We start from the raw sequence: 25751 nt of genomic DNA on the forward strand, positions 1-25751 counted from the left end.
CTCGACGGCGGCGGCACGGCCCGTCCTCCCGGCGCTGGACGCCTTCCGCCTGTTTCACCGGCCCGGCAACCGGACAGCGGCCACATGCTCGCGGGTCCCGCGGAACCGACCGGCGCGGTCCCGGCCCGAAGGGACGGCGGCGATCGGCTCGGGCCCGATCGCGCCCCGGGGCGTCACTGCCTGCTGACCGTCCGCGTCACACCCGCGGCGACCGTCGTCGCCAGGACCCAGCCGGTGACGATGAGGACATAGGAGAGAGTCTGGTAGCCGCCGGACGGGGCGAACGCGGACTCCTGGCCGAAGGAGACGACCGGCAGCAGCAGGTCGAGGGTGTAGAAGACCGGGTGGAAGTCGGGCGCCTCGGACGCCTTCAGCGGGCGCGGACGGTGCCCGGCGAAGGCGATCGAGCCGACGGCGAGCAGCGACAGCAACCAGACGGCGGCGCGCAGCGGGCGGAAGCCGTAGCCGACGGCGGCGTCCTGGAGATGACCCCACAGGCGTCCGTACCACGGCAGGGTGGAGCGGCGCCGGCGCTGCTTGGCCAGCTGGACGAGCCGGGCGGCGTGGTCGTCGCCGACCCGGCGGTAGGCGGCGGTGAGCTGTTCGTAGCCGTGCGGGTCGAACGCGCCGTCGTCGCGCTCCAGCATCGGCAGCCGCCGCTCGACGGGCTCGTGCGGGGTGAGGAAGGTGTAGGTGAGGTCGAGCAGCCGCACCTGGTCGGGCAGCATCTGCGGATCCAGTTCGAACTGGTTGATCTCGGCGCGCCGCAGGTTGAGCCGGCCCTCGATCGGCGGGCCCCCGCGCAGCCAGACCGCGCCGATCACACAGCCGCTGACCCGCAGCGCGGTGTCACCGGGGTGGGAGAGGGTGGCCCGCAGCAGGTCCACCCGGCCGGGTATGCGGGCCTCGCGCAGATCGATCCGGCCTTCGGCGCGCAGCCGACGGGCGAGGAGGTTCGCGCCGAGGTCGAGGGAGTCCGCGTCCACGACGTGCCCGCCGGGGTTGCTCAGCTCGGCGTCCTCCAGGTCGAGCGAGCCGGCGACGGTGGCGCCGTCGAGCCGGATCAGGCCCCGGGCGCGCAGCCCGCGGGCGCGCACGTCGTCGTCGACGGTGATCTGGTGGAGCTGGAGGACGGGCTCGGCCGGGTCCGCGGCGTCGAGTTCCGCCTGCTCCAGGAAGAGCGCCCCGGCGATCTGCGCGCCGCCGAGGCGTACCGGCCCGCTGATCCGGCAGCGCGTCAGCCGTACGCTGCCCTCCGTCCGGGCGCGTGCCGCGGTCAGACCGGGCAGCACGCAGTCGCTCAGGTTGAGGTAGTTGAGCTGGGCGCCGGACAGCTGCGGCACCTCGTCGAAGCGGCAGTGGTTCAGCCGCACCACGCTGTCCACGACCGCGTACCGCAGGTCGAGCGGGCCGGTGACGCGGGCGCCGACGAGCTTGAGGGACGCGATCTCCCCGGGCTCGCGCGGTCCGTTGAGCAGCAACGCCCGCAACACGCGGGCCCGCACGGCCGGTTCGGGACCCTCCTGGCGGAAGTCCACGACCGTGCCCGTGGCGAAGGCCCGCCAGACGCGCTGTTCGGCCGGTGTCAGATCGTCGATCTCCATCAGCCGCGACTCTGGCGGGCCCCTCGGACGGTGTCAACCGGCTATGCCCGCACGTTCCATTCGGCGATCACGGGCCGGCCGTGCTCGGTCGACAGACGGCTCACCGTGCCGGTGGCCAGCTGGAACAACCGGCCCTCGGCGGGCGGCAGGCCGAGCCGACGGGCCGTCAGCACGCGCAGCACATGTCCGTGCGCGACGAGGACCACGTCACCGTCGGCGAGCGCCCCGTCCACCCGGGCCAGCACCCGGTCGGCGCGCCGCCCGATCTCCTCGGGCGACTCGCCGGGGTGACCGTCCGGGCCGGACGGCACGCCGTCGGTCCACAGGTCCCAGGTGGGCCGGGTGCGGTGTATCTCGGCGGTCGTGATGCCCTCGTAGCCGCCGTAGTCCCATTCGTGCAGGTCGGGCTCGGGTACGGCGCCTGTGACGCCCGCGAGTTCGGCCGTGCGGACGGCACGGCGAAGCGGACTGGTGAGCGCGAGCGAGAAGGTCCGGCCGGTGAGGAGCGGAGCGAGGGACTCGGCCTGTTCCTCGCCGTGCTCGGTGAGGGGCAGGTCGGTGAAGCTGGTGTGCCGTCCCGACCGGCTCCACTCCGTCTCCCCGTGGCGGACCAGCAGCAGATCCCCCACGGCCCGACTACTCCGGCTTCGCCGACTCGACGGCGTGGCCGCCGAACTGGTTGCGCAGCGCCGCGATCATCTTCATCTGCGGCGAGTCCTCCTGACGGGAGGCGAACCGCGCGAACAGCGAGGCCGTGATCGCGGGCAGCGGCACGGCGTTGTCGATGGCCGCCTCGACGGTCCAGCGGCCCTCGCCGGAGTCCTGGGCGAAACCGCGCAGCCTGTCCAGGTGCTCGTCCTCGTCGAGGGCGTTGACCGCGAGGTCCAGCAGCCAGGAACGGATGACGGTGCCCTCCTGCCAGGAGCGGAAGACCTCGCGGACGTCGGTGACGGAGTCGACCTTCTCCAGGAGCTCCCAGCCCTCGGCGTAGGCCTGCATCATGGCGTACTCGATGCCGTTGTGGACCATCTTCGAGAAGTGCCCGGCGCCCACCTTGCCCGCGTGGACGTACCCGTAGGGGCCCTCCGGCTTCAGCGCGTCGAAGATCGGCCGGAGCCGGTCGACGTGCTCCTTGTCGCCGCCGACCATCAGGGCGTAGCCGTTCTTCAGGCCCCACACTCCGCCGGAGACACCCGCGTCGACGAAGCCGATGCCCTTCGCGCCCAGCTCCGCCGCGTGCTTCTCGTCGTCCGTCCAGCGGGAGTTGCCGCCGTCGACGACGGTGTCGCCGGGCTGGAGCAGGTCGCCGAGCTCGTCGACGACGGACTGGGTGGCCGCACCGGCCGGGACCATCACCCAGACCGTGCGTGGTGCCTCGAGCCGCTCGACGAGTTCGGCGAGGCCGCCGACGTCGGAGAGCTCGGGGTTGCGGTCGTAGCCGACGACGGTGTGGCCGGCGTTGCGCAGGCGCTGGCGCATGTTGCCGCCCATCCTGCCCAGACCGATGAGGCCCAACTGCATCGATGCCATGTCAGTTCTCTTCCTTCAGTTCACGGTAGGCGGCGACCAGAGCGGCCGTGGAGGCGTCCAGACCGGGGACCTCGACACCCTCGGTCAGGGCGGGTTCGACCCGCTTGGCGAGGACCTTGCCCAGCTCCACGCCCCACTGGTCGAAGGAGTCGATGTCCCAGATCGCGCCCTGCACGAACACCTTGTGCTCGTAGAGCGCGATGAGCTGGCCGAGGACCGACGGCGTCAGCTGGGGCGCGAGGATCGTCGTGGTGGGGTGGTTGCCCCGGAAGGTGCGGTGCGCGACCTGCTCCTCGGGCACACCTTCCGCGCGGACCTCCTCGGCGGTCCTGCCGAAGGCCAGCGCCTGGCCCTGCGCGAACAGGTTCGCCATCAACAGGTCGTGCTGCGCCTCGAGTGCGTCGCTCAGTCCGGCGACGGGACGGGCGAAACCGATGAGGTCGGCCGGGATCAGTTTCGTGCCCTGGTGGATCAACTGGTAGTAGGCGTGCTGACCGTTGGTGCCCGGCGTGCCCCACACCACCGGACCGGTCTGCCACTCGACGGGCCGGCCCTCGCGGTCCACCGACTTGCCGTTGGACTCCATGTCGAGCTGCTGGAGGTAGGCGGTGAACTTCGACAGGTAGTGGCTGTAGGGCAGCACGGCGTGCGACTGCGCGTCGAGGAAGTTGCCGTACCAGACCCCCAACAGGCCCAGGATCAGCGGGGCGTTGGCCTCGGCAGGCGCGGTGCGGAAGTGGTCGTCGACGACTCGGAACCCGTCGAGCATCTCCCGGAACCGCTGCGGACCGATCGCGATCATCAACGACAGTCCGATCGCCGAGTCGTAGGAGTAGCGGCCGCCGACCCAGTCCCAGAACTCGAACATGTTGGCCGTGTCGATGCCGAAGTCGGCGACCTTCCCGGCGTTCGTCGACAGCGCCACGAAGTGCTTGGCGACGGCCTTGTCGTCCCCGCCGAGCCCCTCGAGCAGCCAGGAGCGCGCCGAGGTGGCGTTGGTGATCGTCTCGATCGTGGTGAAGGTCTTCGACGCGACGATGAACAGCGTCTCGGCCGGGTCGAGGTCCCGCACGGCCTCGTGCAGGTCGGCGCCGTCGACGTTGGACACGAACCGGAACGTCAGGTCCCGCGCCGTGTACGCGCGCAGCGCCTCGTACGCCATCGCCGGGCCCAGGTCCGAGCCGCCGATGCCGATGTTGACGACGTTGCGGACGGGCCGGCCGGTGTGGCCGGTCCACTCGCCCGACCGCACGCGGCGGGCGAAGTCGCCCATCCGGTCGAGCACGGCGTGCACCCGGGGCACGACGTTCTCGCCGTCCACCTCCACGACCGCGTCCCGCGGCGCGCGCAGCGCGGTGTGCAGGACGGCGCGGTCCTCGGTGATGTTGATCCGGTCGCCGCGGAACATCGCGTCGCGCAGCCCGGACACGCCGGTGGCGGCGGCGAGTTCCCGCAGCAGGGCCAGCGTCTCGTCGTCGACCAGGTTCTTGGAGTAGTCGATCCGCAGGTCGCCGACGCGGACCACGTACCGCTGCGCGCGCCCGGGATCGGCCGCGAACAGCTCCCGCAGATGCGCGTGCCACGCGGCACGGTGGTCCTCCAGGGCGGCCCACTCGGGCCGCCGGGTCAGCAGGGGGGAGTCAGACATGAGAGGCGGTCTCCTTGGTGCCTCGGGGGGTCTTCCTGACGGTGCCGGGGGTCGGTCTCACAGCACCGTCGTCCCGGGTCGGCCTGATGGCGAGGATCCCCCTTCGCCGCGCAGGGCGACGGCGTACATCTCGTCCGCGTCGAGGCGCCGCAGCTCCTCGGCGATGAGTTCGGAGGTCGGGCGGACCTTCAGGGCGAGGGTCCGCGACGGCTGGCCGGGCAGGGTCAGCGTGGCGAGCGGGCCCTCGGGGCGGTCGATGACGATCTCGCCCTTCCCGGTGCCGAGGCGTACGGCCGTGACGACGGGGCCCGCGGTGACGACCCGCTCGATCGGGACGCCGAGGCGTGCCTCCAGCCAGCGCGCGAGGAGTTCCGCGCTGGGGTTGTCGGCCTCGCTCTCGACGGCGCCCGAGGTGATCGGCAGCCGCGCCTGGTCCAGGGCCGCCGCCAGCATCGAACGCCACGGCGTCAGCCGGGTCCAGGCGAGGTCGGTGTCGCCGGGCGCGTACGACGTCACCCTCGACTCCAGTGCCCGCAGCGGCCGTTCGACGGCGTACATGTCGGTGATCCGGCGCTGGGCCAGCGCGCCCAGCGGGTCCTTGGCCGGGTTCTCCGGCGCGTCCACCGGCCACCACACGACCACCGGCGCGTCCGGCAGCAGCAGCGGCAGCACGACGGAGTCGGCGTGGTCGGACACCTCGCCGTACGTCCGCAGGATGACCGTCTCTCCGGTGCCCGCGTCCGCGCCCACCCGCACCTCGGCGTCGAGGTGGGAGTTGGTGCGGTCGCGTGGGCTGCGGGCGTGCCGCTTGATGACGACCAGGGTGCGCGAGGGGTGCTCGTGCGAGGCCTCCTCGGCGGCCTTGATCGAGTCGTAGGCGTTCTCCTCGTCCGTGACGATCACCATCGTCAGGACCATGCCCACGGCCGGGGTGCCGATGGCACGGCGCCCCCGCACCAACGCCTTGTTGATCTTGCTTGCCGTGGTGTCGCTCAGGTCGATCCTCATGGCCTGCGCCAGCTCCGTCCGTCTCGTGCGAGCATCTCGTCGGCTTCCTCGGGTCCCCAACTGCCCGACGCGTACCTGGCCGGCCTGCCGTGCGCGGCCCAGTACTCCTCGATCGGGTCGAGGATCTTCCAGGACTCCTCCACCTCCTGGTGGCGCGGGAACAGGTTGGCGTCGCCGAGCAGCACGTCCAGGATGAGGCGTTCGTAGGCCTCCGGGCTGGACTCCGTGAAGGACTCGCCGTACGCGAAGTCCATCGTGACGTCCCGGATCTCCATCGAGGTGCCGGGCACCTTGGAGCCGAAGCGGACCGTGACGCCCTCGTCGGGCTGGACGCGGATGACGATGGCGTTCTGCCCGAGTTCCTCCGTCGCCGTGGAGTCGAAGGGGGAGTGCGGGGCCCGCTGGAAGACGACCGCGATCTCGGTGACGCGCCGGCCGAGGCGCTTGCCGGTGCGCAGGTAGAAGGGGACGCCCGCCCAGCGGCGGTTGTCGACGTTCAGCCGGATCGCCGCGTAGGTGTCGGTGGTGGAGGCCGGGTCGATGCCGTCCTCCTCCAGGTAGCCGCGCACCTTCTCGCCGCCCTGCCAGGCGCCCTCGTACTGGGCGCGCACGGTGTGCAGGCCGAGGTCCTCGGGCAGCTTCACGGCCTTGAGGACCTTCAGCTTCTCGGTGAGCAGCGAGGCCGCGTCGAAGGAGGCGGGCTCCTCCATTGCGGTGAGCGCCATCAGTTGGAGCAGGTGGTTCTGGATCACGTCGCGCGCCGAGCCGATGCCGTCGTAGTAGCCGGCCCGGCCGCCGATCCCGATGTCCTCGGCCATGGTGATCTGCACGTGGTCGACGTACGACCGGTTCCAGATCGGCTCGAACATCTGGTTGGCGAAGCGCAGCGCCAGGATGTTCTGGACGGTCTCCTTGCCCAGGTAGTGGTCGATGCGGAACACCTGGTCGGGCTCGAACACGTCGTGCACGATCGCGTTCAGCTCCCGGGCGCTCACCAGGTCGCGGCCGAACGGCTTCTCGATCACCGCCCGCCGCCAGGCGCCCTCCGGGGCGTCGGCCAGCCCGTGCTTCTTCAGCTGCTCGACGACCTTGGGGAAGAACTTCGGCGGCACGGAGAGGTAGAAGGCGAAGTTGCCGCCTGTGCCGCGGGAGGCGTCCAGTTCCTGGACGGCGTCGCGCAACTGCTTGAAGGCGGTGTCGTCGTCGAAGTCGCCCGGGATGAACCGCATGCCCTCGGCGAGCTGCTGCCAGACCTCCTCGCGGAACGGCGTCCGCGCGTGCTCGCGCACGGCGTCGTGGACGACCTGCGCGAAGTCCTGGTCCTCCCAGTCGCGGCGGGCGAACCCGACGAGCGAGAAGCCCGGCGGCAGCAGACCGCGGTTGGCGAGGTCGTAGACGGCCGGCATCAGCTTCTTGCGGGACAGGTCACCGGTCACGCCGAAGATGACGAGTCCGGACGGGCCGGCGATGAGCGGCAGCCGCCGGTCACGCGGATCCCGCAGCGGGTTGCTCCACACGGAGGTGCTCATTGCGCGTCAACTCCCTTGCTGTTCAGCGACTTCGTGACCGCGTCCAGAAGGTCCTGCCAGGCCGCCTCGAACTTGGCGACGCCCTCGTCCTCCAGCCGGGTGACGACCTCGTCGTAGGAGATGCCGAGCGCCTCCACGGCGGCGAGGTCGGCGCGGGCCTGCGCGTAGCCGCCGGTGACGGTGTCGCCGGTGATCCTGCCGTGGTCGGCCGTCGCGTCGAGCGTGGCCTGCGGCATGGTGTTGACGGTGCCGGGGGCGACCAGCTCGTCGACGTACAACGTGTCCTTGTACGCGGGATCCTTCACCCCGGTGGAAGCCCACAGCGGGCGCTGCTTGTTGGCCCTCGCGCCGCCGAGGGGGGTCCACCGCTCACCGGAGAAGACCTCCTCGTACGCCTCGTACGCCAGACGCGCGTTGGCGAGCGCGGCCCGTCCCCTCAGCGCGAGGGCCGTGTCGGTGCCGAGGACCGTCAGCCGCTTGTCGATCTCGGAGTCGACGCGGGAGACGAAGAAGGAGGCGACGGAGTGGATGGCGGAGAGGTCCAGGCCCCGCGCGGCGGCCTTCTCCAGGCCGGCCAGGTAGGCGTCCATGACCTCGCGGTAGCGCTCCAGCGAGAAGATCAGCGTGACGTTGACGCTGATGCCGAGGCCGACGACCTCGGTGATCGCCGGGAGGCCGGCCTTCGTCGCCGGGATCTTGATCATGACGTTGGGGCGGTCGACGAGCCAGGCGAGCTGCTTGGCCTCGGCGATCGTGGCCGCGGTGTCGTGGGCGAGGCGGGGGTCGACCTCGATGGAGACCCGGCCGTCGCGACCGCCGGTGGCGGTGTATACGGAATGCAGGACATCGGCTGCCGTCCGCACGTCGGCGGTCGTCAGCATCCGCACCGCCTCGTCGGGTGTGACGCCCCGCACGGCCAGGTCTGCGAGCTGCTCCTCGTAGCCCTCGCCGGAGCCGATGGCGGCCTGGAAGATGGACGGGTTGGTGGTGACGCCGACGACGTGCCGCTCGGTGACGAGCGCGGCGAGGCCGCCGGACGTGAGGCGCCGGCGCGACAGGTCGTCCAGCCAGATCGACACGCCCTCCTCGGCGAGGCGCTCGAGGGCGCCCGCGGGGGCGCTTGCTTCGGTCACAGTGATCATCTTCTTTCTGGCGATCGGGTCAACCACGCGCGGCAGCCAGCGATTCCCGGGCTGCGGCGGCGACGTTCTCGGGGGTGAAGCCGTACTCGGCGAAGAGGGTGCCGGCGTCGGCGGAGGCACCGAAGTGTTCGAGGGAGACGATGCGTCCCGCGTCACCCACGAACCGGTACCACGTCAGGCCGATGCCCGCCTCGACCGCGACGCGGGCCTTCACCGAGGGCGGAAGGACCTGGTCGCGGTAGGCGCGCGGCTGCTCCTCGAACCACTCCACGGACGGCATCGACACCACCCGCGTCCCGATCCCCTCGGCCTCCAGCGTCTCCCGCGCGGCCACGGCGAGCTGCACCTCGGAGCCGGTGGCGATCAGGACGACGTCCGGGAGCGCCGTCGAGGACTCCTTCAGGACGTAGCCGCCGCGCGCGGCGTCCGGGTCGGGGGCGTAGGTCGGGACGCCCTGACGGGTCAGCGCCAGTCCGTGCGGGGCCGGGTGGGTGGCGTGCCGCTCGAGGATCTCGCGCCAGGCGATCGCGGTCTCGTTGGCGTCGGCCGGGCGGACCACGTTCAGTCCCGGGACGGCGCGCAGCGAGGCCAGGTGCTCGACCGGCTGGTGGGTGGGGCCGTCCTCGCCGAGGCCGACGGAGTCGTGCGTCCACACGTACGTCACCGGCAGCTGCATCAGGGCCGACATACGGACGGCGTTGCGCATGTAGTCGGAGAAGACGAGGAACGTGCCGCCGTAGACACGGGTGTTGCCGTGCAGCGCGACGCCGTTCATCACCGCGGCCATCGAGAACTCGCGGATGCCGAAGTGGACCGTGCGGCCGTACGGGTCGGCCCCGGGCAGCGGGTTGCCCCGCGGCAGGAACGACGAGGTCCTGTCGATGGTGGTGTTGTTGGAACCGGCCAGGTCGGCCGAGCCGCCCCACAGTTCGGGGACGACCGCGCCGAGCGCCTGGAGCACCTTGCCGGATGCGGCGCGCGTGGCGACGGACCTGCCGGGCTCGAACACCGGCAGTGCGTCCTCCCAGCCCTCGGGGAGCCGACCGGCGACGACCCGGTCGAACAGCTCCGCGCGCTCGGGGTGGGCGCCGCGCCAGGCGACGATCCGCTTGTCCCAGGCGGCGTGCGCCTCGGCGCCCCGGTCGAGGGCGGCGCGGGTGTGCGCGAGGACCTCCTCGGACACCTCGAAGGACCGCTCCGGGTCGAAGCCGAGGACGCGCTTGGTGGCGGCCACCTCGTCCGCGCCGAGGGCCGAGCCGTGGGAGGCCTCGGTGTTCTGCGCGGTGGGGGCCGGCCAGGCGATGATCGTGCGCATCGCGATGATCGAGGGGCGCCCGGTCTCGGCCCGCGCCGCCGTCAGCGCCCCGTACAGGGCGTGCACGTCGACGTCGCCGTCGTCCTGCGGCTCGATGCGCTGCACATGCCAGCCGTAGGCCTCGTACCGCTTCAGCACGTCCTCGGAGAACGCCGTCGCGGTGTCGCCCTCGATGGAGATGTGGTTGTCGTCGTAGAGGAGGACCAGGTTGCCGAGCCTCTGGTGGCCCGCCAGGGAGGACGCCTCGGCGGAGACGCCCTCCTGGAGGTCGCCGTCGGAGACGACGGCCCAGACGGTGTGGTCGAAGGGGGAGGTGCCCTCGGGGGCGTCCGGGTCGAACAGGCCGCGCTCGTAGCGGGCCGCCATCGCCATGCCCACCGCGTTGGCGACACCCTGCCCGAGCGGGCCGGTGGTGGTCTCGACACCGGCGGTGTGCCCGTACTCGGGGTGCCCGGGCGTCTTGGAGCCGTGGGTACGGAAGGCCTTGAGGTCCTCCAGCTCCAGCTCGTAGCCGGCCAGGAAGAGCTGCGTGTAGAGGGTCAGCGAGGTGTGCCCGGGGGAGAGGACGAAACGGTCACGTCCCGCCCACTCGGGATCCGCGGGGTCGTGCCGCATCACCTTCTGAAAGATCGTGTAGGCGGCGGGCGCGAGGCTCATCGCGGTGCCGGGGTGACCGTTGCCCACCTCCTGCACGGCGTCCGCGGCCAGCAGGCGTGCGGTGTCGACGGCACGCCGGTCGAGTTCGGTCCATGCGAAGCGGTCCGGTGTCTGCGTGCTCATCTTCAAGAAGTCCTCGGTGTGAGCGGAATCGCTGGTCTGACGCGTTCAAAAGTAAAAGTCTGACTTATTCGAGGGAAGGTCTCCGTGTGTCAGGCTGTGGTGAAAGTGGGACACCCGGCGGGCACAGAACGCGATCAAGGCGGCACGAGACGGACATGGCGGACACAACGCTTCCGGGCGGCGGGAGGGCCGACGGCGCCGACGGCACCACCGGCCACGCGGGACACGGCGCGGCGGACGGGATCAGAACCCTCCCCTTCCCGGTCGACCTCAGCGTCGGCGGCGTCGGCATGCAGGTCGGCCCGATGGGCACCGGTCGCACCTGGCACGCGGACGCGCCCCTGGACCGGGTGCACCGGATCGACTTCCACGTCGTGCTGTTCTTCACCGACGGTCCCGTACGTCACATGGTCGACTTCACCGAGTACGAGGCGACGGCCGGCGACGTGCTGTGGATCCGCCCGGGCCAGGTCCACCGCTTCTCGAAGTCGAGCGAGTACCGCGGAACCGTCCTCGCCATGCAGCCCGGATTCCTGCCGCGCGCCACCGTCGAGGCCACCGGCCTGTACCGCTGGGACCTGCCGCCGCTGTTGCGCCCCGACCCGCCGCGGTCGGCGGCGCTGCGCGCCTGCCTGACCCACCTCCGACGGGAGTACGAGGACACCGCGACGCTTCCGCCGAGCCTGCACACCGCCGTGCTGCGCCACTGCCTGACCGCGTTCCTGCTGCGCCTGGCGCACCTCGCGGCCAGCTCCGCGGAGGCGGTCCGCCGGCAGGGCGACACCACCTTCACCCTCTTCCGGGACGCCGTGGAAAGGGAGTTCGCCACCAACCACAGCGTGAGCGCCTACGCCGAGGCCCTCGGCTACTCGCGCCGCACCCTGGTGCGGGCCGTGCGCGCCGCGACCGGCGAGACCCCCAAGGGCTTCATCGACAAACGGGTCGTCCTGGAGGCCAAGCGCCTGCTGGCCCACAGCGACCTGCCGATCGGCCGGGTCGGCGCGGCGGTCGGCTTCCCCGACCCGGCGAACTTCTCCAAGTTCTTCCACCTGCACACGGACATGACACCGGCGGCGTTCCGCGCCGAACTGCGCTGAGGGGTCCTTGCACTGTGAGCGCCGGATCAGACCGCGCGGCCCAGGCGGGCACAGGGCGCGGGGAACCCTGAGAGCTCCGGAGAGAAGGGGCGGCCGATCAGCTCGCGGCTTCCGTCGCCTGGTGAGCGTGCGTACCAGGCTCCCGAGCCCGGCTCCCCTTCTGTCCGGAGCTCCGAAACGCCGCCGGCCGCCCTCCGCGGCCGACCGGGCGATCAGTGACCGAAGTCGAACCAGTTCACGTTCACGAAGTCCGCGGGCTGACCGCTGGTGAAGGTCAGATAGACGTCGTGGGTGCCGGTCACGCCGGTGATGTTCGCCGGGATCGTGCGCCACGACTGCCAGCCGCCCGTGTTGCCCACCGCGAAGCTGCCCACGGGTGCGCTGCTCCGGCTGTCCAGGCGCACCTCGACCAGGCCGCTGACCCCGCTCGCCGCACCACTGGCGACCCGGGCGTAGAACTGTCCGGCCGCCGAGGAGCCGAAGGCGACCCCGCGGAACAGCGCCCAGTCACCGTTGGCCAGGGAGCCGATGTTCCGGCCGCCGCCGGTGTCGGTGGTGGTCTCGGTGATCACACCCGACTGTCCGTCGAAGGACTCGGCCTGGATGGGGGCGTAGGCGTCCCGGTTGCCGGACGGGGGCGGCGTGGTGCCGCCCCCGCCGCCCGCGGCCCGGAGGACCCGCACGTAGTCCACGACCATCGGGACGCCCGAACGCGTGTCACCGTCGAGACCGCCGCCGAAGGCGTCGGGGAAGCCACCGCCCATCGCCACGTTCAGGATGATGAAGAAGCCGTGGTCGGTGGCGTTTCTCCAGGTGGTGGCGTCGACCTGGTCGGCGGTCACGGTGTGGTAGTTGACGCCGTCGACGAAGAAGCGGATCGCCTCGGGGCTCACCGAGCGGTCCCACTCCATGGTGTAGGTGTGGAATCCGGACTGGCAGGTGGTGCCCGGGCAGGCGGTGGAGTTGCCGATGCCGCTCGTCTCGTTGCACGGGCCGCCGGGGTTGGTGCCGCAGTGCATGGTGGACCAGACCCGGTTCAGGCCCTGGACGTTCTCCATGATGTCCAGCTCGCCGACGGCGGGCCAGTTCTGGTAGTTGCCGCGGTAGGGGGCGCCCAGCATCCAGAACGCGGGCCAGTACCCCTCGGCCGCCGTGCCGGTCACGTTGGGCATCTGCAACCGGGCCTCGACGCGCAGCTTGCCACCGGACGGCGGCTGGAAGTCGGTGCGGTTGGTCTCGATACGGCCCGAGGTCCAGCGGCCGGCGGAGTCGCGCAGCGGGGTGATGCGCAGGTTGCCGTTGCCGTCGAGGGAGACGTTGCCGGTGCTGTTCGTCATCGTCTCGACCTCGCCGGTGCCCCAGTTCGCGGGGCCGCCCGGGTACGACGTGCCGGTCGCGTACTGCCAGTCGGCGGTGTTGACGCCGGAGCCGGCGGGGCCGTTGAAGTCGTCGAGGAACACCTGCGTCCAGCCCGTCGGGGTCGTGGGCGCGGAGGCGTTGGCGGGCAGGGTGACGGCCGTCGCGGCGGCGGCCGCCAGCCCGAGGGTGGCCAGCACGGCGATCAGCGCGCGCCGGACCGGCCGCCCTCGCGCGGGCCCTGGGGGGACGGGTGTGCCGGAGGTTTCGCTCATGGGGGAGCCTCTCGGAGTACGGGGACGGATGGGCGCGGGCGCCGTCGAGAGCGCCCGGGGCAGCGCGTGAGAGCGCTCTCAAGCTGCGGCCAATGTGCTCCCCGCCACCCGGACCGTCAAGAGTCAAAGCAAAGAAAGTCCTTCTGCCGTACGGGAGTTCATCCCGTGAACCCACTCGGGGGCCCCGGCGCGCCGCCCCCGCCCGGCCCTCCCGCGACGGCCCGGCGCGCGACTCCCGCCCGGGCCCTGCGTCTCGTCGGTCATCGCGACCGACGGCGCGAGGGTGTCACGGGCGGCCGGCGGGGGGGCGAGGACTGCGTGTCCGAGGGGCGAGTCGACGGAGGCCGGCACCGGACATCGCCGGCCGGGACCCGGTGCGGGTGCTGAACGAGACCGACGCCAGGCGGAAGGACCTCAGGACGGTGGACGACTGCGCCGAGCACCGCATCCCCGAACTGCCCGGTCGACGGCCCGCCGCAGACGGCCCTCGGCGTCCTGACACCGGTGCGGGTGCGCGTCGCCGCCGCGTACGCGGACCGGCACCGGGCTACCGCGAGGAGCGGCGGACGTGGTGCTGCGCCATTCAGCCCTCCCTCGCGGGTCGAGGCGGGTGCTTCCTCATACCCGCTCTACGATCGGCACCCGTGGCACACACCTTCGAAGAACTCGTGGACATGCAGCGCGCCGCCGACCAAGCGCACACGACTGCCCACGCCCTGCGCAACAGGGACGACGCGTCCGCCTTCGACACCGCGTGGCAGACGTGGCGGGGCCTCGCCCAGGACGTCCGGGCCGCAGTCACCGAGCACGCCAAGGAGCAGGGCAAGGGGCGTGCCGGCCTGGAGTTCGAGGTGAAGAAGGCGGCCCGGCAGACAGGGCCGACGTACGGCCAGGGCTGATGGATCTCCGAGGCGTCGCGACGCCCGGCACGCACTCTCGCCGCACCGCGCGAAAGCCCAAGTGGCGCCGCTACGAGGACTTCCGCGCCGCACGCCGAGAGCACGCACCGGACGCCGCTCCTTCTCCCACGGAGATCCATCAGAAGGCCCTGGACGGCGCACGGGAACACCCGTTCCCCGTATCCCCGCGTCGCCGGTCCGGGTGTCGGCGCGGTGCCCGTGCGACGGGCGCGCGTCCCCGGGCCGGTGCTGACACCGTCGTCGTCGCCGGACATCCCGCTGCTGGGGCAAGGGGGGCGGCCCCCGTCAGTCCGGCTGCCAGCCCAGTGCCCGTGAGATGCCCCGCGCCGCGAGCCGTACCGTCGGCACCAGCGCCGGGACCTGGGCGTCCGCGTGGGGGACGACGACCGAGACGGCGGCGACCACGTCGCCGCCCGGTCCGCGCACCGGTGCGGCCACGGAGACGGCGTCCTCGGTGACCTGACGGCTGCTCACCGCGACGTCGCCGCGCCGCACTTCGGCCAGGACGCGGCGCAGCCGGGCCGGGTCGGTGATCGTGTGGTCGGTGTAGGAGGCCAACGGGGCGGCGCAGTAGGTCTCCTGGAGCTCGGGGGTTCCGTGGGCCAGGAGGGCGAGGCCCACGCCGGTGACGTGCAGCGGCCAGCGGGCGCCGACCCGGATGCGCACGCCCACCGCCGACCGTCCGGAGAGCCACTCGATGTAGACGACGTCATGCCCGTCGCGCACCGCCAGCTGCACGTTCTCGTGCGTGGCTTCGTACAGGTCCTCGAGGTAGGGCAGTGCGGCCTGGCGCAGGGCGAGGCCGCGCGGGGCGAGCGCCGCGATCTCCCACAACCGCAGGCCGACGTGGTAGGCGCCGGACGCGTCCCGTTCCAGGGCGCCCCACTCGGTGAGGGCGGCCACCAGCCGGTGCGCCGTGGTCAGGCTCAGCCCGGCCCGTCGGCTGATGTCGGTCAGGGTCAGCGCCGGATGGGCGTGGTCGAACGCGGCGAGCACGGACAGCAGCCGGTCGGGCGCGGAGCGCGTGGTGACGGGCAAGGGGTTCCTCCATCCCCCGCACGGCGGCGGGAGGCGTTCTCCCGACCGGGGTGAAGGTAGGCAGTGGCCGCGCAGCCGTCAACCATGTGCCCAGCGTCCGCCCCGGGTGGGCGGGGCCCTCAGCCGAGCCCGTCCTGTGCGACGCGGCGCAGCAGCGCGTGCAGCGTCTCGCGGTCGGCCGCGTCGAGCGGGGCGAGCAGCTCGTTCGTCACGCGCAGGCCCGCCTCGTCCGTGCCGCGCAGGAAGGCGCGGCCGTCCTCGGTGAGGGCGACGATCCGGCTTCGGCGGTCGTCGGGGGCGGGACGGCGTTCGGCGAACCCGAGCTTCTCCAGGTCGTCGACCAGGCCGACGATGGCGCTCGGGTCGTAGCCGAGGCGGGCGCTCAGTTCGCGCTGGAGCGCTCCCTCGGCGGTGGCCAGGAAGCGCAGCACGGCGTAGTGCCGCAGGCGCAGCCCCGACTCCTGGAGGAACGTGTTGAAGAGCTGCCCGGAGCGCAGTCCCAGGCGGTAGAGCAGATAGCCGGTGTCCGCGTGCAGTGCGCGCATCCACGGCTCGTCGGCGTCGATCGGGGTGGCGTTCACGGCGTCGTGCTGGCGGGCGATGGCGGGCTCCCTGGTCGTGGATCCGGGCGAGACGGACGGTCGTGCGGCGTGCGGAGTCGTGCGGCGTGCGGAACGAATTCCAGCATGACGCACCCGCAGGTCGACAACAACTATTGACGACAACAATTATTGCTCTTAGCTTCGATCTCGCAGCCGCACCTCTCCGTGCCCCTCCCGGGTCGCACCGTTCGTGAAGGGACTCATCCGTGCCCAGCATCGATCTCACCGGCAAGGTCGCCGTCGTCACCGGCAGCGGCCGGGGCCTCGGCCTCGCCTACGCCCGCGCCCTGGCCGCCCACGGCGCCTCCGTGGTCGTCAACGACGTCGACGAGGCGGTCGCCGAGCAGGCCGTGACGTCGATCACCGAGGCGGGCGGCACCGCCGTCGCCGAGGTGGTCCCGGTCGGGACGACCGAGGCCGCCGAACGCCTGGTGAACCGCGCCGTCGAGGCGTTCGGCCGGCTCGACGTCCTGGTCACCAACGCGGGCATCCTGCGCGACCGGGTGCTGTGGAAGATGACCGACGACGACTTCGACGCCGTGATCACCACCCACCTCAAGGGCACCTTCACCTGCGCCCGCGCCGCCGCCGTGCGGATGCGGGAGCAGGGCGAGGGCGGCACGCTGGTCCTGGTCGGCTCCCCGGCCGGCCAGCGCGGCAACTTCGGGCAGACCAACTACGCCGCCGCCAAGGCCGGCATCGCCGCGTTCGCCCGCACCTGGGCGATGGAGCTGGGCCGGGCGAACATCACCGTCAACGCGATCGTCCCGGTCGCCGCGACCGCGATGACCGAGACCATCCCCGCCTTCGCCCCCTACGTCGAGGCGATGCGGGGCGGCGAGCCGCTGCCGGACTTCCTGCGCAAGGGCGAGGGCTTCGGCACCCCCGAGGACTGCGCGGCCCTGGTGCCGTTCCTCGCCTCCGAGGCCGCGCGCGGCATCACCGGCCAGGCCATCGGCATCGGAGGTGACAAGGTGGCACTCTGGTCGCATCCGCAGGAGATCCGCGCGGCCTACGCCGACGGCGGCTGGACCCCCGAGACCCTGGCCGCCGCCTTCCCCACCTCGGTCGGCGCCGAACTCCAGTCGGTCGGCATCCCGGCGCCCGAGTTCCCGGAGGCGTGACAGCATGGCGATCATCGACGTCGAGAACCTCGTCGCGATCGACGTCCACACCCACGCGGAGGTGTCCTCCCGGGGCCACTCCTCCCTGGACGACGACCTGCACGACGCCTCCTCCGCCTACTTCAAGGTGGAGGGCAAGCGCAAGCCCACCCTGGAGGAGACGGCCGCCTACTACCGCGAGCGGAGGATGGCCGCCGTGATCTTCACGGTGGACGCCGAGTCCGCCACCGGCACGGCGCCCGTCCCCAACGAGGAGGTCGCCGAGGCGGCCGCGGCCAACGCCGACGTCCTCATCCCCTTCGCCTCCATCGACCCCTTCCGCGGGAAGGCGGGCGTGCGGCAGGCCCGCCGCCTGGTCGAGGAGTACGGGGTGAGGGGCTTCAAGTTCCACCCCAGTATCCAGGGTTTCTTCCCCAACGACCGTGCGGTCGCCTACGACCTGTACGAGGTGATCGAGGAGACCGGCACCATCGCCCTGTTCCACACGGGCCAGACCGGCATCGGCGCCGGCGTGCCCGGCGGGGGCGGGATCCGGCTGAAGTACTCCAATCCGCTGCACGTGGACGACGTCGCCGCCGACTTCCCGCACCTGAAGATCATCCTGGCGCACCCGTCCTTCCCCTGGCAGGACGAGGCCCTCGCCGTCGCCACCCACAAGCCGGGCGTGCACATCGACCTGTCCGGCTGGTCGCCGAAGTACTTCCCGCCGCAGCTCGTGCAGTACGCCAACACGCTGCTCAAGGACAAGGTCCTCTTCGGCTCCGACTTCCCCGTCCTCACCCCCGACCGCTGGCTCGCCGACTTCGACAAGCTGACGATCAAGGACGAGGTGAAGCCGAAGATCCTCAAGGAGAACGCCGTCCGCCTGCTCGGGCTGACCACACCCTGAAGGGGCCTGACGATGCGCAACGAGGGACTGGGGTCATGGCCCGCACGCCGGGCCCGCAAGACCCCGCACCGCACCGCCCTGATCCACGGTGAGCGGTCGACCGACTACCGCACATTGCATACACGCACCACGCGCCTGGCGCACGCCCTGCGCGCCCGGGGCGTACGCCGCGGTGACCGCATCGCGTACCTCGGCCCGAACCACCCCTCCTACCTGGAGACCCTGTTCGCCGCCGGCACCCTCGGCGCGGTCTTCGTCCCGCTGAACACCCGCCTCGCCGGACCCGAGATCGCCTACCAGCTCGCCGACTCCGGCGCCAAAGCCCTCGTCTACGGGCCCTCCCACGCGGGCCTTGTCGCCGGACTGCCCGGCAGCACCGACGTCCGCACCTACGTCGAGGCCGGCCCCGAGTACGAGGAGGCGCTGGCGGCGGCGCCGGACGAGCCGATCGACGAGCCCGTCACCGCCGACGACACCTGCATCATCATGTACACCTCCGGCACGACCGGCCGGCCCAAGGGCGCCATGCTCACCCACGGCAACCTGACCTGGAACGCGCTCAACGTCCTCGTCGACACCGACCTCATCGCCGACGAACGCGCCCTGGTCTCCGCCCCGTTGTTCCACACGGCGGGTCTGAACATGCTGACGCTGCCGGTACTGCTGAAGGGAGGCACCTGCGTCCTGGTCGAGGCCTTCGACCCGCAGGCCACCTTCGACCTCGTCGCACGGCACCGGATCACCTTCATGTTCGGCGTGCCCACCATGTTCGACCAGATCGCCCGCCATCCGCGCTGGCCCGACGCCGACCTGTCCTCCCTGCGCATCCTCACCTGCGGCGGCTCACCGGTCCCCACCCCGCTGATCGCGGCCTACCAGGAACGCGGCCTCACCTTCCTCCAGGGCTACGGCATGACCGAGGCCGCCCCCGGCACCCTGTTCCTGGACGCCGAACACGCCCTCGCCAAGGCCGGTTCCGCCGGTGTCCCGCACTTCTTCAGCGACGTCCGGGTCGTCGGGCCCGACCTCGCGCCCGTCGGGGTCGGCGAGACCGGCGAGGTCGTCGTGCGCGGACCGCACGTCATGCCCGGCTACTGGGGACTGCCCGAGGAGACGGCGTCGTCGTTCGCCGACGGCTGGTTCCGCAGCGGGGACGCGGCCCGGGTCGACGAGGACGGGTACGTGTACATCGTCGACCGCATCAAGGACATGATCATCTCCGGTGGGGAGAACATCTACCCCGCCGAGATCGAGGACCTGCTCCTCGCCCACCCCGACATCGTCGAGTGCGCGGTCATCGGCGTGCCCGACGACAGGTGGGGAGAGGTGCCGCGCGCGGTCGTCGTGCCCCGCGAGGGCGCTTCGCCGGATCCCGACGAGGTGCTGGCCTCCCTCGCCGGACGGCTCGCCAAGTACAAGATCCCCAAGTCGGTCGTGGTCGCGGACGGACTTCCCCGCACCGCCTCCGGAAAGCTTCTGAAAGCCCGGGTGCGTCAGCGCTTCGGCACCAACTCCTAGCTGAGGACAGCCATATGAGCATCACCGTCAACGGACTCGACGAGCTGAGGAAGCTGGCCGGCAGCGACCTGGGCACCAGCGAGTGGATCGAGGTCACCCAGGAGCGCATCGACACGTTCGCCGACGCGACCGGGGACCACCAGTGGATCCACGTGGACCCCGAGCGCGCCGCCGCCGGCCCCTTCGGCGCTCCCATCGCCCACGGCTACCTGACGCTCTCCCTCTTCATCCCGCTGTTCACCGAGCTGCTGGACGTCCAGGGAGTCACGACGAAGGTCAACTACGGCCTGAACAAGGTGCGTTTCCCCTCGCCGGTGAAGGTCGGCTCGCGGATCCGCCTGGCCGGCAGGCTGACCGAGGTCGAGGACGTGCCGGGCGGCGTGCAGATCACCGTCGACGGCACGATCGAGATCGAGGGCGGAGCGAAGCCGGCGGCGGTCCTGCAGAGCCTCTCGCGGTTCTACGCGTAGGGCTGCGCCGCTCGAGCCGTTCCGCGCCGTGGCGGCCGGCGAGGGTGGGGGACCCCGGGGAACGGTGTCGAGCCGGTACGGGGGCGGCTCCGGCAGCCGGGTTCTCCACTCCGGGCCGTCCGTGACCGCTCGTGCCCACATGGCGGAGCGCACATCGACTCAGGGGGCCTTGCACCATGCCCGCCCGGGCCGCGCGGCCTGATCAGGCGAAGATCAGCCGGCGGGGGTTCTAGGCGCGGGCCCGGAGGATCTCCCGGTGCTGGAGCGCCGCGCCGTGGGACGCGTGCCCGACGTCGGAGTGCTCGTTGAACACCATCCGGTCCAGGCCGCAGCGGGCGGCGGCCGCGGCGGCCGCTCCGCCCAGGGCGAACGCGGTCCCGAACAAGAGCAGCCCGGTCAGCAGCACATCGGGCCGGTCGTCGTCGACGGGAGCGTCCCCTCGCGTCCGTCACGGGGGGAGCTCGTCAAAACTCCTCATTTCGTGATCGGAATCGTGCGCCGCCCTCGGGGGTTGGTCCATGGTCGAGCAGAAGTGCGCATAGAGGATTGAAGATGACGAGTAGTGTTCTTGGCGTGCTGGCTGAACGACGACACCGGCTCATCCTGCGGGCCTTGCCCGCCGGAGGCCCCGCGGCCGTGACCGACCTCTCCGAGCGGCTGGGTGTCAGCCCCGCCACCGTCCGGCGCGACCTGCTCAAACGCGAGGAGGACGGGCTGCTCACGCGGGTGCACGGCGGAGCGGTGGTCGAGGAGGGCGACCAGCCCTTCGCCGAGGTCGCCGAGGTGCGTGTGGCCGAGACGGACGCCATAGCGGCCCGCGCGGCGGCGATGGTGGCCGACGGCCGGTCCGTCCTCCTCGACATCTCCACCACCGCCTACCGGCTGGCCCGCCGGCTGCGCGGCCGCCGGCTCACCGTGACCACCGGCGACCTGGTGGTCCACGAGGAACTCGCCGACGACGAGGGCATCGAGCTGGTGCTGCTCGGCGGCATGGTCCGCCGCGAGTACCGCTCCCTGGTCGGCTTCCTCACCGAGGGCAACCTGCGCCGGCTCCACGCGGACTGGCTCTTCCTCGGCACCAGCGGAGTGCGCCCGGGCGGGCAGGTGATGGACACCACGGTCGTCGAGGTGCCGGTCGAACGAGCCATGATCAAGGCCGGCGACAAGGTGGTCCTGCTCGCCGACGCGGCGAAGTTCCCGGGGACGGGCATGGCGAAGGTCTGCGGTCCCGAGGACCTGGACGTGGCGTTGACGAACGCGCCGGTCGACCCGGCGACCCGTTCCTGCCCGGAGGAGGCGGGCGTCGAGTTGGTGCCGGCGGGAAGGGTGCAGGCGTGAGGCTGACGATTCTGGGCGGCGGCGGGTTCCGGGTGCCGCTCGTGTACGGGGCGCTGCTGGCGGACCGGGGCGAGGGGCGGGTCACGCAGGTCGTGCTGCACGACCTGGACTCCGGTCGACTGTATGCAGTCACCCGTGTACTGAAGGAGCAGGCGTCGACCGTCCCCGACGCCCCCACAATCACGGCCACCACCGACCTCGACGAGGCCCTGCGCGGTGCCGACTTCGTCTTCTCCGCGATCCGCGTCGGCGGCCTGGAGGGCCGGGCGGAGGACGAACGGGTCGCCCTCGCCCAAGGCGTCCTCGGCCAGGAGACGGTCGGCGCCGGGGGCATCGCCTACGGTCTGCGCACGACGCCCGTCGCCGTCGACATCGCCCGGCGCGTCGCCCGCCTCGCCCCCGACGCCTGGGTCATCAACTTCACCAACCCCGCCGGCCTGGTCACCGAGGCCATGTCCCGCCACCTCGGCGACCGCGTCATCGGCATCTGCGACTCTCCGGTCGGCCTCGGCCGCCGCATCGCCCGCGTCCTGGGCGCCAACCCGCGTGAGGCCTTCGTCGACTACATCGGCCTCAACCACCTCGGCTGGGTGCGCGGGCTGCGCGTCGCCGGCCGCGACCAGCTGCCGCGGCTGCTCGCCGACCCCGACCTGCTCGGCTCCTTCGAGGAGGGCAGGCTCTTCGGCGCCGACTGGCTCCGCGCGCTCGGCGCGATCCCCAACGAGTACCTGCACTACTACTACTTCAACCGGGAGACCGTCCGGGCCTACCAGCAGGTCGAGAAGACCCGCGGCGCCTTCCTCCGCGACCAGCAGGCCGGTTTCTACGAGGAGATGCGCGACCCCGGCGCGGCGGCCCTGGCTGCCTGGAACCGCACCCGCGCCGAACGCGAGGCCACCTACATGGCCGAGAACCGGGAGGCGGCCGGCGCCGGCGAACGCGACGCCGACGACCTCTCCGGAGGCTATGAGAAGGTCGCCCTCGCCCTGATGCGGGCCATCGCCCGCGACGAACGCACCACCCTGATCCTCAACGTCCGCAACCGCACCACGCTGTCGGTGCTGGACGCCGATGCCGTCATCGAGGTCCCGTGCCTGGTCGACGCCGGTGGTGCCCACCCGATCGCCGTCGACCCGCTGCCCGACCACGCCACCGGCCTGGTCTGCGCGGTCAAGGCGGTCGAGCGCGAGGTGCTCGCCGCCGCCGGGTCCGGATCGCGCGCGACGGCCGTGAAGGCCTTCGCGCTGCACCCGCTGGTCGACTCCGTGAACGTCGCCCGTCGGCTCGTGGAGGGCTACACCCAGGTCCATCCCGGCCTGGCGTACCTTAAGTAGCACGTCAGTCGTGGCAAGCGCTTTCTGCGCTCGCTTCCACCGCCGCTCACGCCTCCCTGGTTTCCTGGAGACTTCCCATGCACGACGAACGCCGCCGGATCGAGGAGCGCGTGGAGCGCCTCCACAACCAGCGCATCAAGCCCGCCGTCTACGCGGCCACCGCCCCCCTCGAGGTGGAGGCCTGGCAGGCCCCGGGGGAGCCGGTGCCCTTCGAGGAGGCCGCGGCCGCGGCGTACGAGCCCTTCGCGATGGACACCCCCTGGGGGCCGCCGTGGGGCACCACCTGGTTCCGGATGCGCGGGCAGGTGCCCGCCGCGTTCGCGGGCCGCCGGGTCGAGGCCGTCATCGACCTCGGCTTCGTGGGCGGCTGGCCGGGCAACCAGGCCGAGGCGCTGGTCCACCTGACGGACGGCACCCCGCTGAAGGCCGTCAACCCCCTCAACCAGTACGTGCCCATCGCCCACCCGGCGGCCGGCGGCGAGTCCGTCGACTACCTGGTCGAGGCGGCCTCCAACCCCGACATCCTCGCCAACGACTTCGCGGGTCCGACCCCGCTCGGCGATGTACTGACGGCAGGAGACCGTCCACTGTATACATTCCGCCGGGCCGACATCGCGGTCCTCGACGAGAACGTCTGGCACCTCGACCTCGACGTCCAGGTCCTGCGCGAACTCATGCGCGAGCTCGGCGAGCACGACCCGCGCCGGCACGAGATCATGCACGCCCTCGACCGCGCGATGGACCTGCTCGACCTCGACGACGTCTCCGGCTCCGCGGCCGAGGTGCGCGCGGCGCTCGCGCCCGCGCTGGCCAAGCCGGCCCACGCCAGTGCGCACGTCATCTCCGGCGTCGGCCACGCCCACATCGACTCCGCCTGGCTGTGGCCGATCCGCGAGACCAAGCGCAAGGCCTCACGCACCTTCTCCAACGTCACCTCGCTCGCCGAGGAGTACGACGACTTCGTGTTCGCCTGTTCGCAGGCCCAGCAGTACGCGTGGGTGCGCGACCACTACCCGCAGGTGTGGGCCCGCATCCAGGAGTCGGTGAAGAAGGGCCAGTGGGTGCCGGTCGGCGGCATGTGGGTGGAGGCCGACGGCAACCTGCCCGGCGGCGAGGCGGTCGCCCGCCAGTTCGTGCACGGCAAGCGGTTCTTCATCGAACACTTCGGCATCGAGACCAAGGGTGTGTGGCTGCCGGACTCCTTCGGCTACAACGCGGCCTACCCGCAGCTCGCCAAGCTCGCCGGCAACGAGTGGTTCCTCACCCAGAAGATCTCCTGGAACCAGACCAACAAGTTCCCCCACCACACCTTCTGGTGGGAGGGCATCGACGGCACCCGCATCTTCACCCACTTCCCGCCCATCGACACCTACAACGCCCGCTTCAGCGGCGAGGAGATGTCCCGCGCGGTGCGCAACTACGCCGAGAAGGGCGGCGCCACCCGCTCCCTCGCCCCCTTCGGCTGGGGCGACGGCGGCGGCGGCCCCACCCGCGAGATCATGGAGCGCGCGCGCCGGCTCGCCGACCTGGAGGGCTCGCCCCGGGTCGTCGTCGAGCACCCCGACGCGTTCTTCGCCAAGGCCCGCGAGGAGTACCCCGACGCGCCGGTGTGGGTCGGCGAGCTCTACCTGGAGCTGCACCGCGCCACCTACACCACCCAGGCCCGCACCAAGCAGGGCAACCGCCGCTGCGAACACCTGCTGCGCGAGGCGGAGCTGTGGGCGACGACCGCCGCACTGCACGCGCCCGGCTACGCCTACCCCCACGAGCAACTGGACCGGTTGTGGAAGACGGTGCTGCTGCACCAGTTCCACGACATCCTGCCCGGCTCGTCGATCGCCTGGGTGCACCGCGAGGCCGAGGCCGAGTACGCCCGCGTGGCACGGGAACTGGAGGAGCTGACCGCGCAGGCGATCGCCGCACCGGGCGCCGGCGGGACCCGGGTGTTCAACACGAGTCCCTTCGCCCGCGCCGAGGTGGTCCGCACGGCCGACGGCGCACCGGCGTACGCCGAGGTTCCCGCCAACGGCAGCGCACCCCTCACCGATGCCCGGCCCGCACAGCCGGTGACGGTGTCCGGCCGGGTCCTGGACAACGGTCTGGTGCGCGTACGGGTGGCGGACGACGGCACACTGTCGTCCGTATACGATCTGCGCGCCGACCGTGAGGTCCTCGCCGACCGGGGCAACCTGCTGCGTCTGCACACTGACCTCCCGAACTCCTGGGACGCCTGGGACATCGACAAGCACTACCGCAACCGCTACACCGACCTGCTGGACGCCACGGCGATCACGGTCGTCGAGGAGGACCCGCTCGTCGGCGCGCTCCGTGTCGAACGGACCTTCGGCAAGGGCTCGACGATCGTCCAGACGATCACCCTGCGCGCCGGCACCCCCCGTGTCGACTTCGAGACCGAGATCGACTGGCACGAGACGGAGAAGATCCTCAAGGCGGGCTTCCCGGTGGACATCCGGGCCCCGCACTCCTCCGCCGAGATCCAGTTCGGCCACGTCCAGCGCCCCACCCACACCAACACCACCTGGGAGGCGGCCCGATTCGAGGTCTCCGGCCACCGCTGGGTGCACGTCGGCGAACCCGGCTACGGGGTCGCCGTCATCAACGACTCGACGTACGGCCACGACGTGACCCGCACGGTCCGCGAGGACGGCGGGACCACCACCACCGTCCGCCTCAGCCTGGTCCGCGCCCCGCGCGTGCCCGACCCCGAGGCCGACCAGGGTCGCCACCGTTTCACCTACGCCCTGCTGCCCGGCGCGAGGATCGAGGACGCGGTCGCCGAGGGCTACGCCCTCAACCTCCCGCTGCGCGTGACGGACGCGGCCGGCGCACCCGCGCCCGTCGTGTCGGTCGACGGCGAGGGCCTGACCGTCGAGGCGGTCAAGCTCGCCGACGACGGATCGGGCGACGTCGTCGTACGGCTCTACGAGTGCCGGGGCGGCCGGGCGAGCGGTGTCCTGCGCACCGGCTTCCCGCTGGCCGCGGCCGAGGTCACCGACCTGCTGGAGCGCCCGCTGGAGCCGGCCGCCACCGACGGCGCGGACGCGGTCACCGTGGAGCTGCGGCCCTTCCAGATCCTGACGCTCCGTCTGCAGCGCGCCATCACCGGCCGGTAGGACCGCGGGTGCCCGGGGCCCGGTGCGCTGCCTCTCCTGTATGCGGTATCCGCGCCCCGGGCGGAAGGACCGGGCCCCGGGGCCGGTGCGGTGCCTTCCC

The 25751-nt window shown here is 71.9% G+C and carries 21 protein-coding genes; 9 read left to right on the forward strand and 12 right to left on the reverse strand.

All coding sequences use genetic code 11. From position 1 onward, the window contains the following. Positions 1–173: 173 nt before the first annotated feature. From ACZ4YY_RS05740 to tkt, 8 genes are read right to left on the reverse strand one after another with little or no spacing between them, the layout of a single operon-like run. Positions 174–1604, reverse strand: coding sequence for a membrane-associated oxidoreductase (locus ACZ4YY_RS05740; protein ID WP_468284148.1), 1431 nt, complete (start codon positions 1602–1604; stop codon positions 174–176). Positions 1605–1645: 41 nt separating this feature from the next. Further along, positions 1646–2233 carry a histidine phosphatase family protein gene (locus ACZ4YY_RS05745; protein ID WP_468284150.1) on the reverse strand — a complete coding sequence of 196 codons (588 nt, stop codon included), beginning with the start codon at positions 2231–2233 and terminating at the stop codon, positions 1646–1648. 7 nt (positions 2234–2240) lie between these two features. Then, positions 2241–3125: a phosphogluconate dehydrogenase (NAD(+)-dependent, decarboxylating) gene (gene gnd, locus ACZ4YY_RS05750; protein ID WP_468284372.1), complete on the reverse strand. Its 885-nt coding sequence runs from the start codon at positions 3123–3125 to the stop codon at positions 2241–2243. A gap of 10 nt (positions 3126–3135) precedes the next feature. Beyond that, positions 3136–4782, reverse strand: a complete 1647-nt coding sequence (gene pgi, locus ACZ4YY_RS05755) for a glucose-6-phosphate isomerase (RefSeq protein ID WP_468284152.1) — start codon at positions 4780–4782, stop codon at positions 3136–3138. 57 nt (positions 4783–4839) lie between these two features. Then, positions 4840–5790, reverse strand: coding sequence for a glucose-6-phosphate dehydrogenase assembly protein OpcA (gene opcA, locus ACZ4YY_RS05760; RefSeq protein ID WP_468284154.1), 951 nt, complete (start codon positions 5788–5790; stop codon positions 4840–4842). Further along, positions 5787–7319: a glucose-6-phosphate dehydrogenase gene (zwf, locus tag ACZ4YY_RS05765; protein WP_468284156.1), complete on the reverse strand. Its 1533-nt coding sequence runs from the start codon at positions 7317–7319 to the stop codon at positions 5787–5789. Before zwf ends, opcA begins: the two co-directional genes overlap by 4 nt. After that, a complete protein-coding gene (gene tal / locus ACZ4YY_RS05770) occupies positions 7316–8461 on the reverse strand; it encodes a transaldolase (RefSeq protein ID WP_468284158.1) in 1146 nt (381 codons plus the stop codon). Before tal ends, zwf begins: the two co-directional genes overlap by 4 nt. Before the next feature lie 19 nt (positions 8462–8480). Continuing rightward, complete coding sequence (gene tkt, locus ACZ4YY_RS05775) at positions 8481–10556, reverse strand: transketolase (protein WP_468284160.1); 2076 nt, start codon at positions 10554–10556, stop codon at positions 8481–8483. Positions 10557–10711: 155 nt separating this feature from the next. On the opposite strand from tkt, the gene ACZ4YY_RS05780 reads away from it, so the two are divergent. Next, positions 10712–11653 (forward strand): helix-turn-helix domain-containing protein, encoded by a 942-nt coding sequence (locus ACZ4YY_RS05780; RefSeq protein WP_468284162.1) that lies wholly within the window; start codon positions 10712–10714, stop codon positions 11651–11653. A 212-nt stretch (positions 11654–11865) separates the two neighbouring features. Here the strand turns inward: ACZ4YY_RS05780 and ACZ4YY_RS05785 are convergent, their stop codons facing one another. Then, complete coding sequence (locus ACZ4YY_RS05785; RefSeq protein ID WP_468284164.1) at positions 11866–13284, reverse strand: glycoside hydrolase family 16 protein; 1419 nt, start codon at positions 13282–13284, stop codon at positions 11866–11868. Positions 13285–13928: 644 nt separating this feature from the next. Here ACZ4YY_RS05785 and ACZ4YY_RS05790 point away from each other — a divergent pair. Next, positions 13929–14183 carry a hypothetical protein gene (locus ACZ4YY_RS05790; protein WP_468284166.1) on the forward strand — a complete coding sequence of 85 codons (255 nt, stop codon included), beginning with the start codon at positions 13929–13931 and terminating at the stop codon, positions 14181–14183. A gap of 306 nt (positions 14184–14489) precedes the next feature. Here the strand turns inward: ACZ4YY_RS05790 and ACZ4YY_RS05795 are convergent, their stop codons facing one another. Beyond that, positions 14490–15242 (reverse strand): IclR family transcriptional regulator, encoded by a 753-nt coding sequence (locus tag ACZ4YY_RS05795; RefSeq protein ID WP_468284168.1) that lies wholly within the window; start codon positions 15240–15242, stop codon positions 14490–14492. Positions 15243–15361: 119 nt separating this feature from the next. Beyond that, positions 15362–15787, reverse strand: coding sequence for a MarR family winged helix-turn-helix transcriptional regulator (locus ACZ4YY_RS05800; RefSeq protein WP_468284373.1), 426 nt, complete (start codon positions 15785–15787; stop codon positions 15362–15364). A gap of 263 nt (positions 15788–16050) precedes the next feature. Between ACZ4YY_RS05800 and ACZ4YY_RS05805 the strand changes: the two genes are divergently transcribed. The 4 genes from ACZ4YY_RS05805 to ACZ4YY_RS05820 are packed head-to-tail and all read left to right on the forward strand — an operon-like array spanning position 16051 to position 19845. Continuing rightward, positions 16051–16968, forward strand: coding sequence for an SDR family NAD(P)-dependent oxidoreductase (locus tag ACZ4YY_RS05805; RefSeq protein ID WP_468284170.1), 918 nt, complete (start codon positions 16051–16053; stop codon positions 16966–16968). A 13-nt stretch (positions 16969–16981) separates the two neighbouring features. After that, positions 16982–17857 carry an amidohydrolase family protein gene (locus ACZ4YY_RS05810; RefSeq protein ID WP_468284375.1) on the forward strand — a complete coding sequence of 292 codons (876 nt, stop codon included), beginning with the start codon at positions 16982–16984 and terminating at the stop codon, positions 17855–17857. A 12-nt stretch (positions 17858–17869) separates the two neighbouring features. Continuing rightward, a complete protein-coding gene (locus ACZ4YY_RS05815) occupies positions 17870–19375 on the forward strand; it encodes an acyl-CoA synthetase (protein ID WP_468284172.1) in 1506 nt (501 codons plus the stop codon). Between the two features lie 14 nt (positions 19376–19389). Continuing rightward, positions 19390–19845 carry a MaoC family dehydratase gene (locus ACZ4YY_RS05820; protein WP_468284174.1) on the forward strand — a complete coding sequence of 152 codons (456 nt, stop codon included), beginning with the start codon at positions 19390–19392 and terminating at the stop codon, positions 19843–19845. A 229-nt stretch (positions 19846–20074) separates the two neighbouring features. Here ACZ4YY_RS05820 and ACZ4YY_RS05825 read toward each other — a convergent pair whose 3' ends face one another. Next, positions 20075–20251 carry a hypothetical protein gene (locus tag ACZ4YY_RS05825; RefSeq protein WP_468284389.1) on the reverse strand — a complete coding sequence of 59 codons (177 nt, stop codon included), beginning with the start codon at positions 20249–20251 and terminating at the stop codon, positions 20075–20077. Positions 20252–20418: 167 nt separating this feature from the next. On the opposite strand from ACZ4YY_RS05825, the gene ACZ4YY_RS05830 reads away from it, so the two are divergent. From ACZ4YY_RS05830 to ACZ4YY_RS05840, 3 genes are all read left to right on the forward strand, one after another. Beyond that, entirely contained in the window at positions 20419–21183 is a 765-nt protein-coding gene (locus ACZ4YY_RS05830; protein ID WP_468284176.1) for a DeoR/GlpR family DNA-binding transcription regulator, read from the forward strand. Beyond that, positions 21180–22517 carry a 6-phospho-beta-glucosidase gene (locus tag ACZ4YY_RS05835; RefSeq protein ID WP_468284178.1) on the forward strand — a complete coding sequence of 446 codons (1338 nt, stop codon included), beginning with the start codon at positions 21180–21182 and terminating at the stop codon, positions 22515–22517. Before ACZ4YY_RS05830 ends, ACZ4YY_RS05835 begins: the two co-directional genes overlap by 4 nt. Positions 22518–22594: 77 nt before the next feature. After that, positions 22595–25651 carry an alpha-mannosidase gene (locus tag ACZ4YY_RS05840; RefSeq protein ID WP_468284180.1) on the forward strand — a complete coding sequence of 1019 codons (3057 nt, stop codon included), beginning with the start codon at positions 22595–22597 and terminating at the stop codon, positions 25649–25651. Positions 25652–25751: the final 100 nt, after the last annotated feature.

It is taken from the genome of Streptomyces sp. NPDC030143, assembly GCF_055573695.1.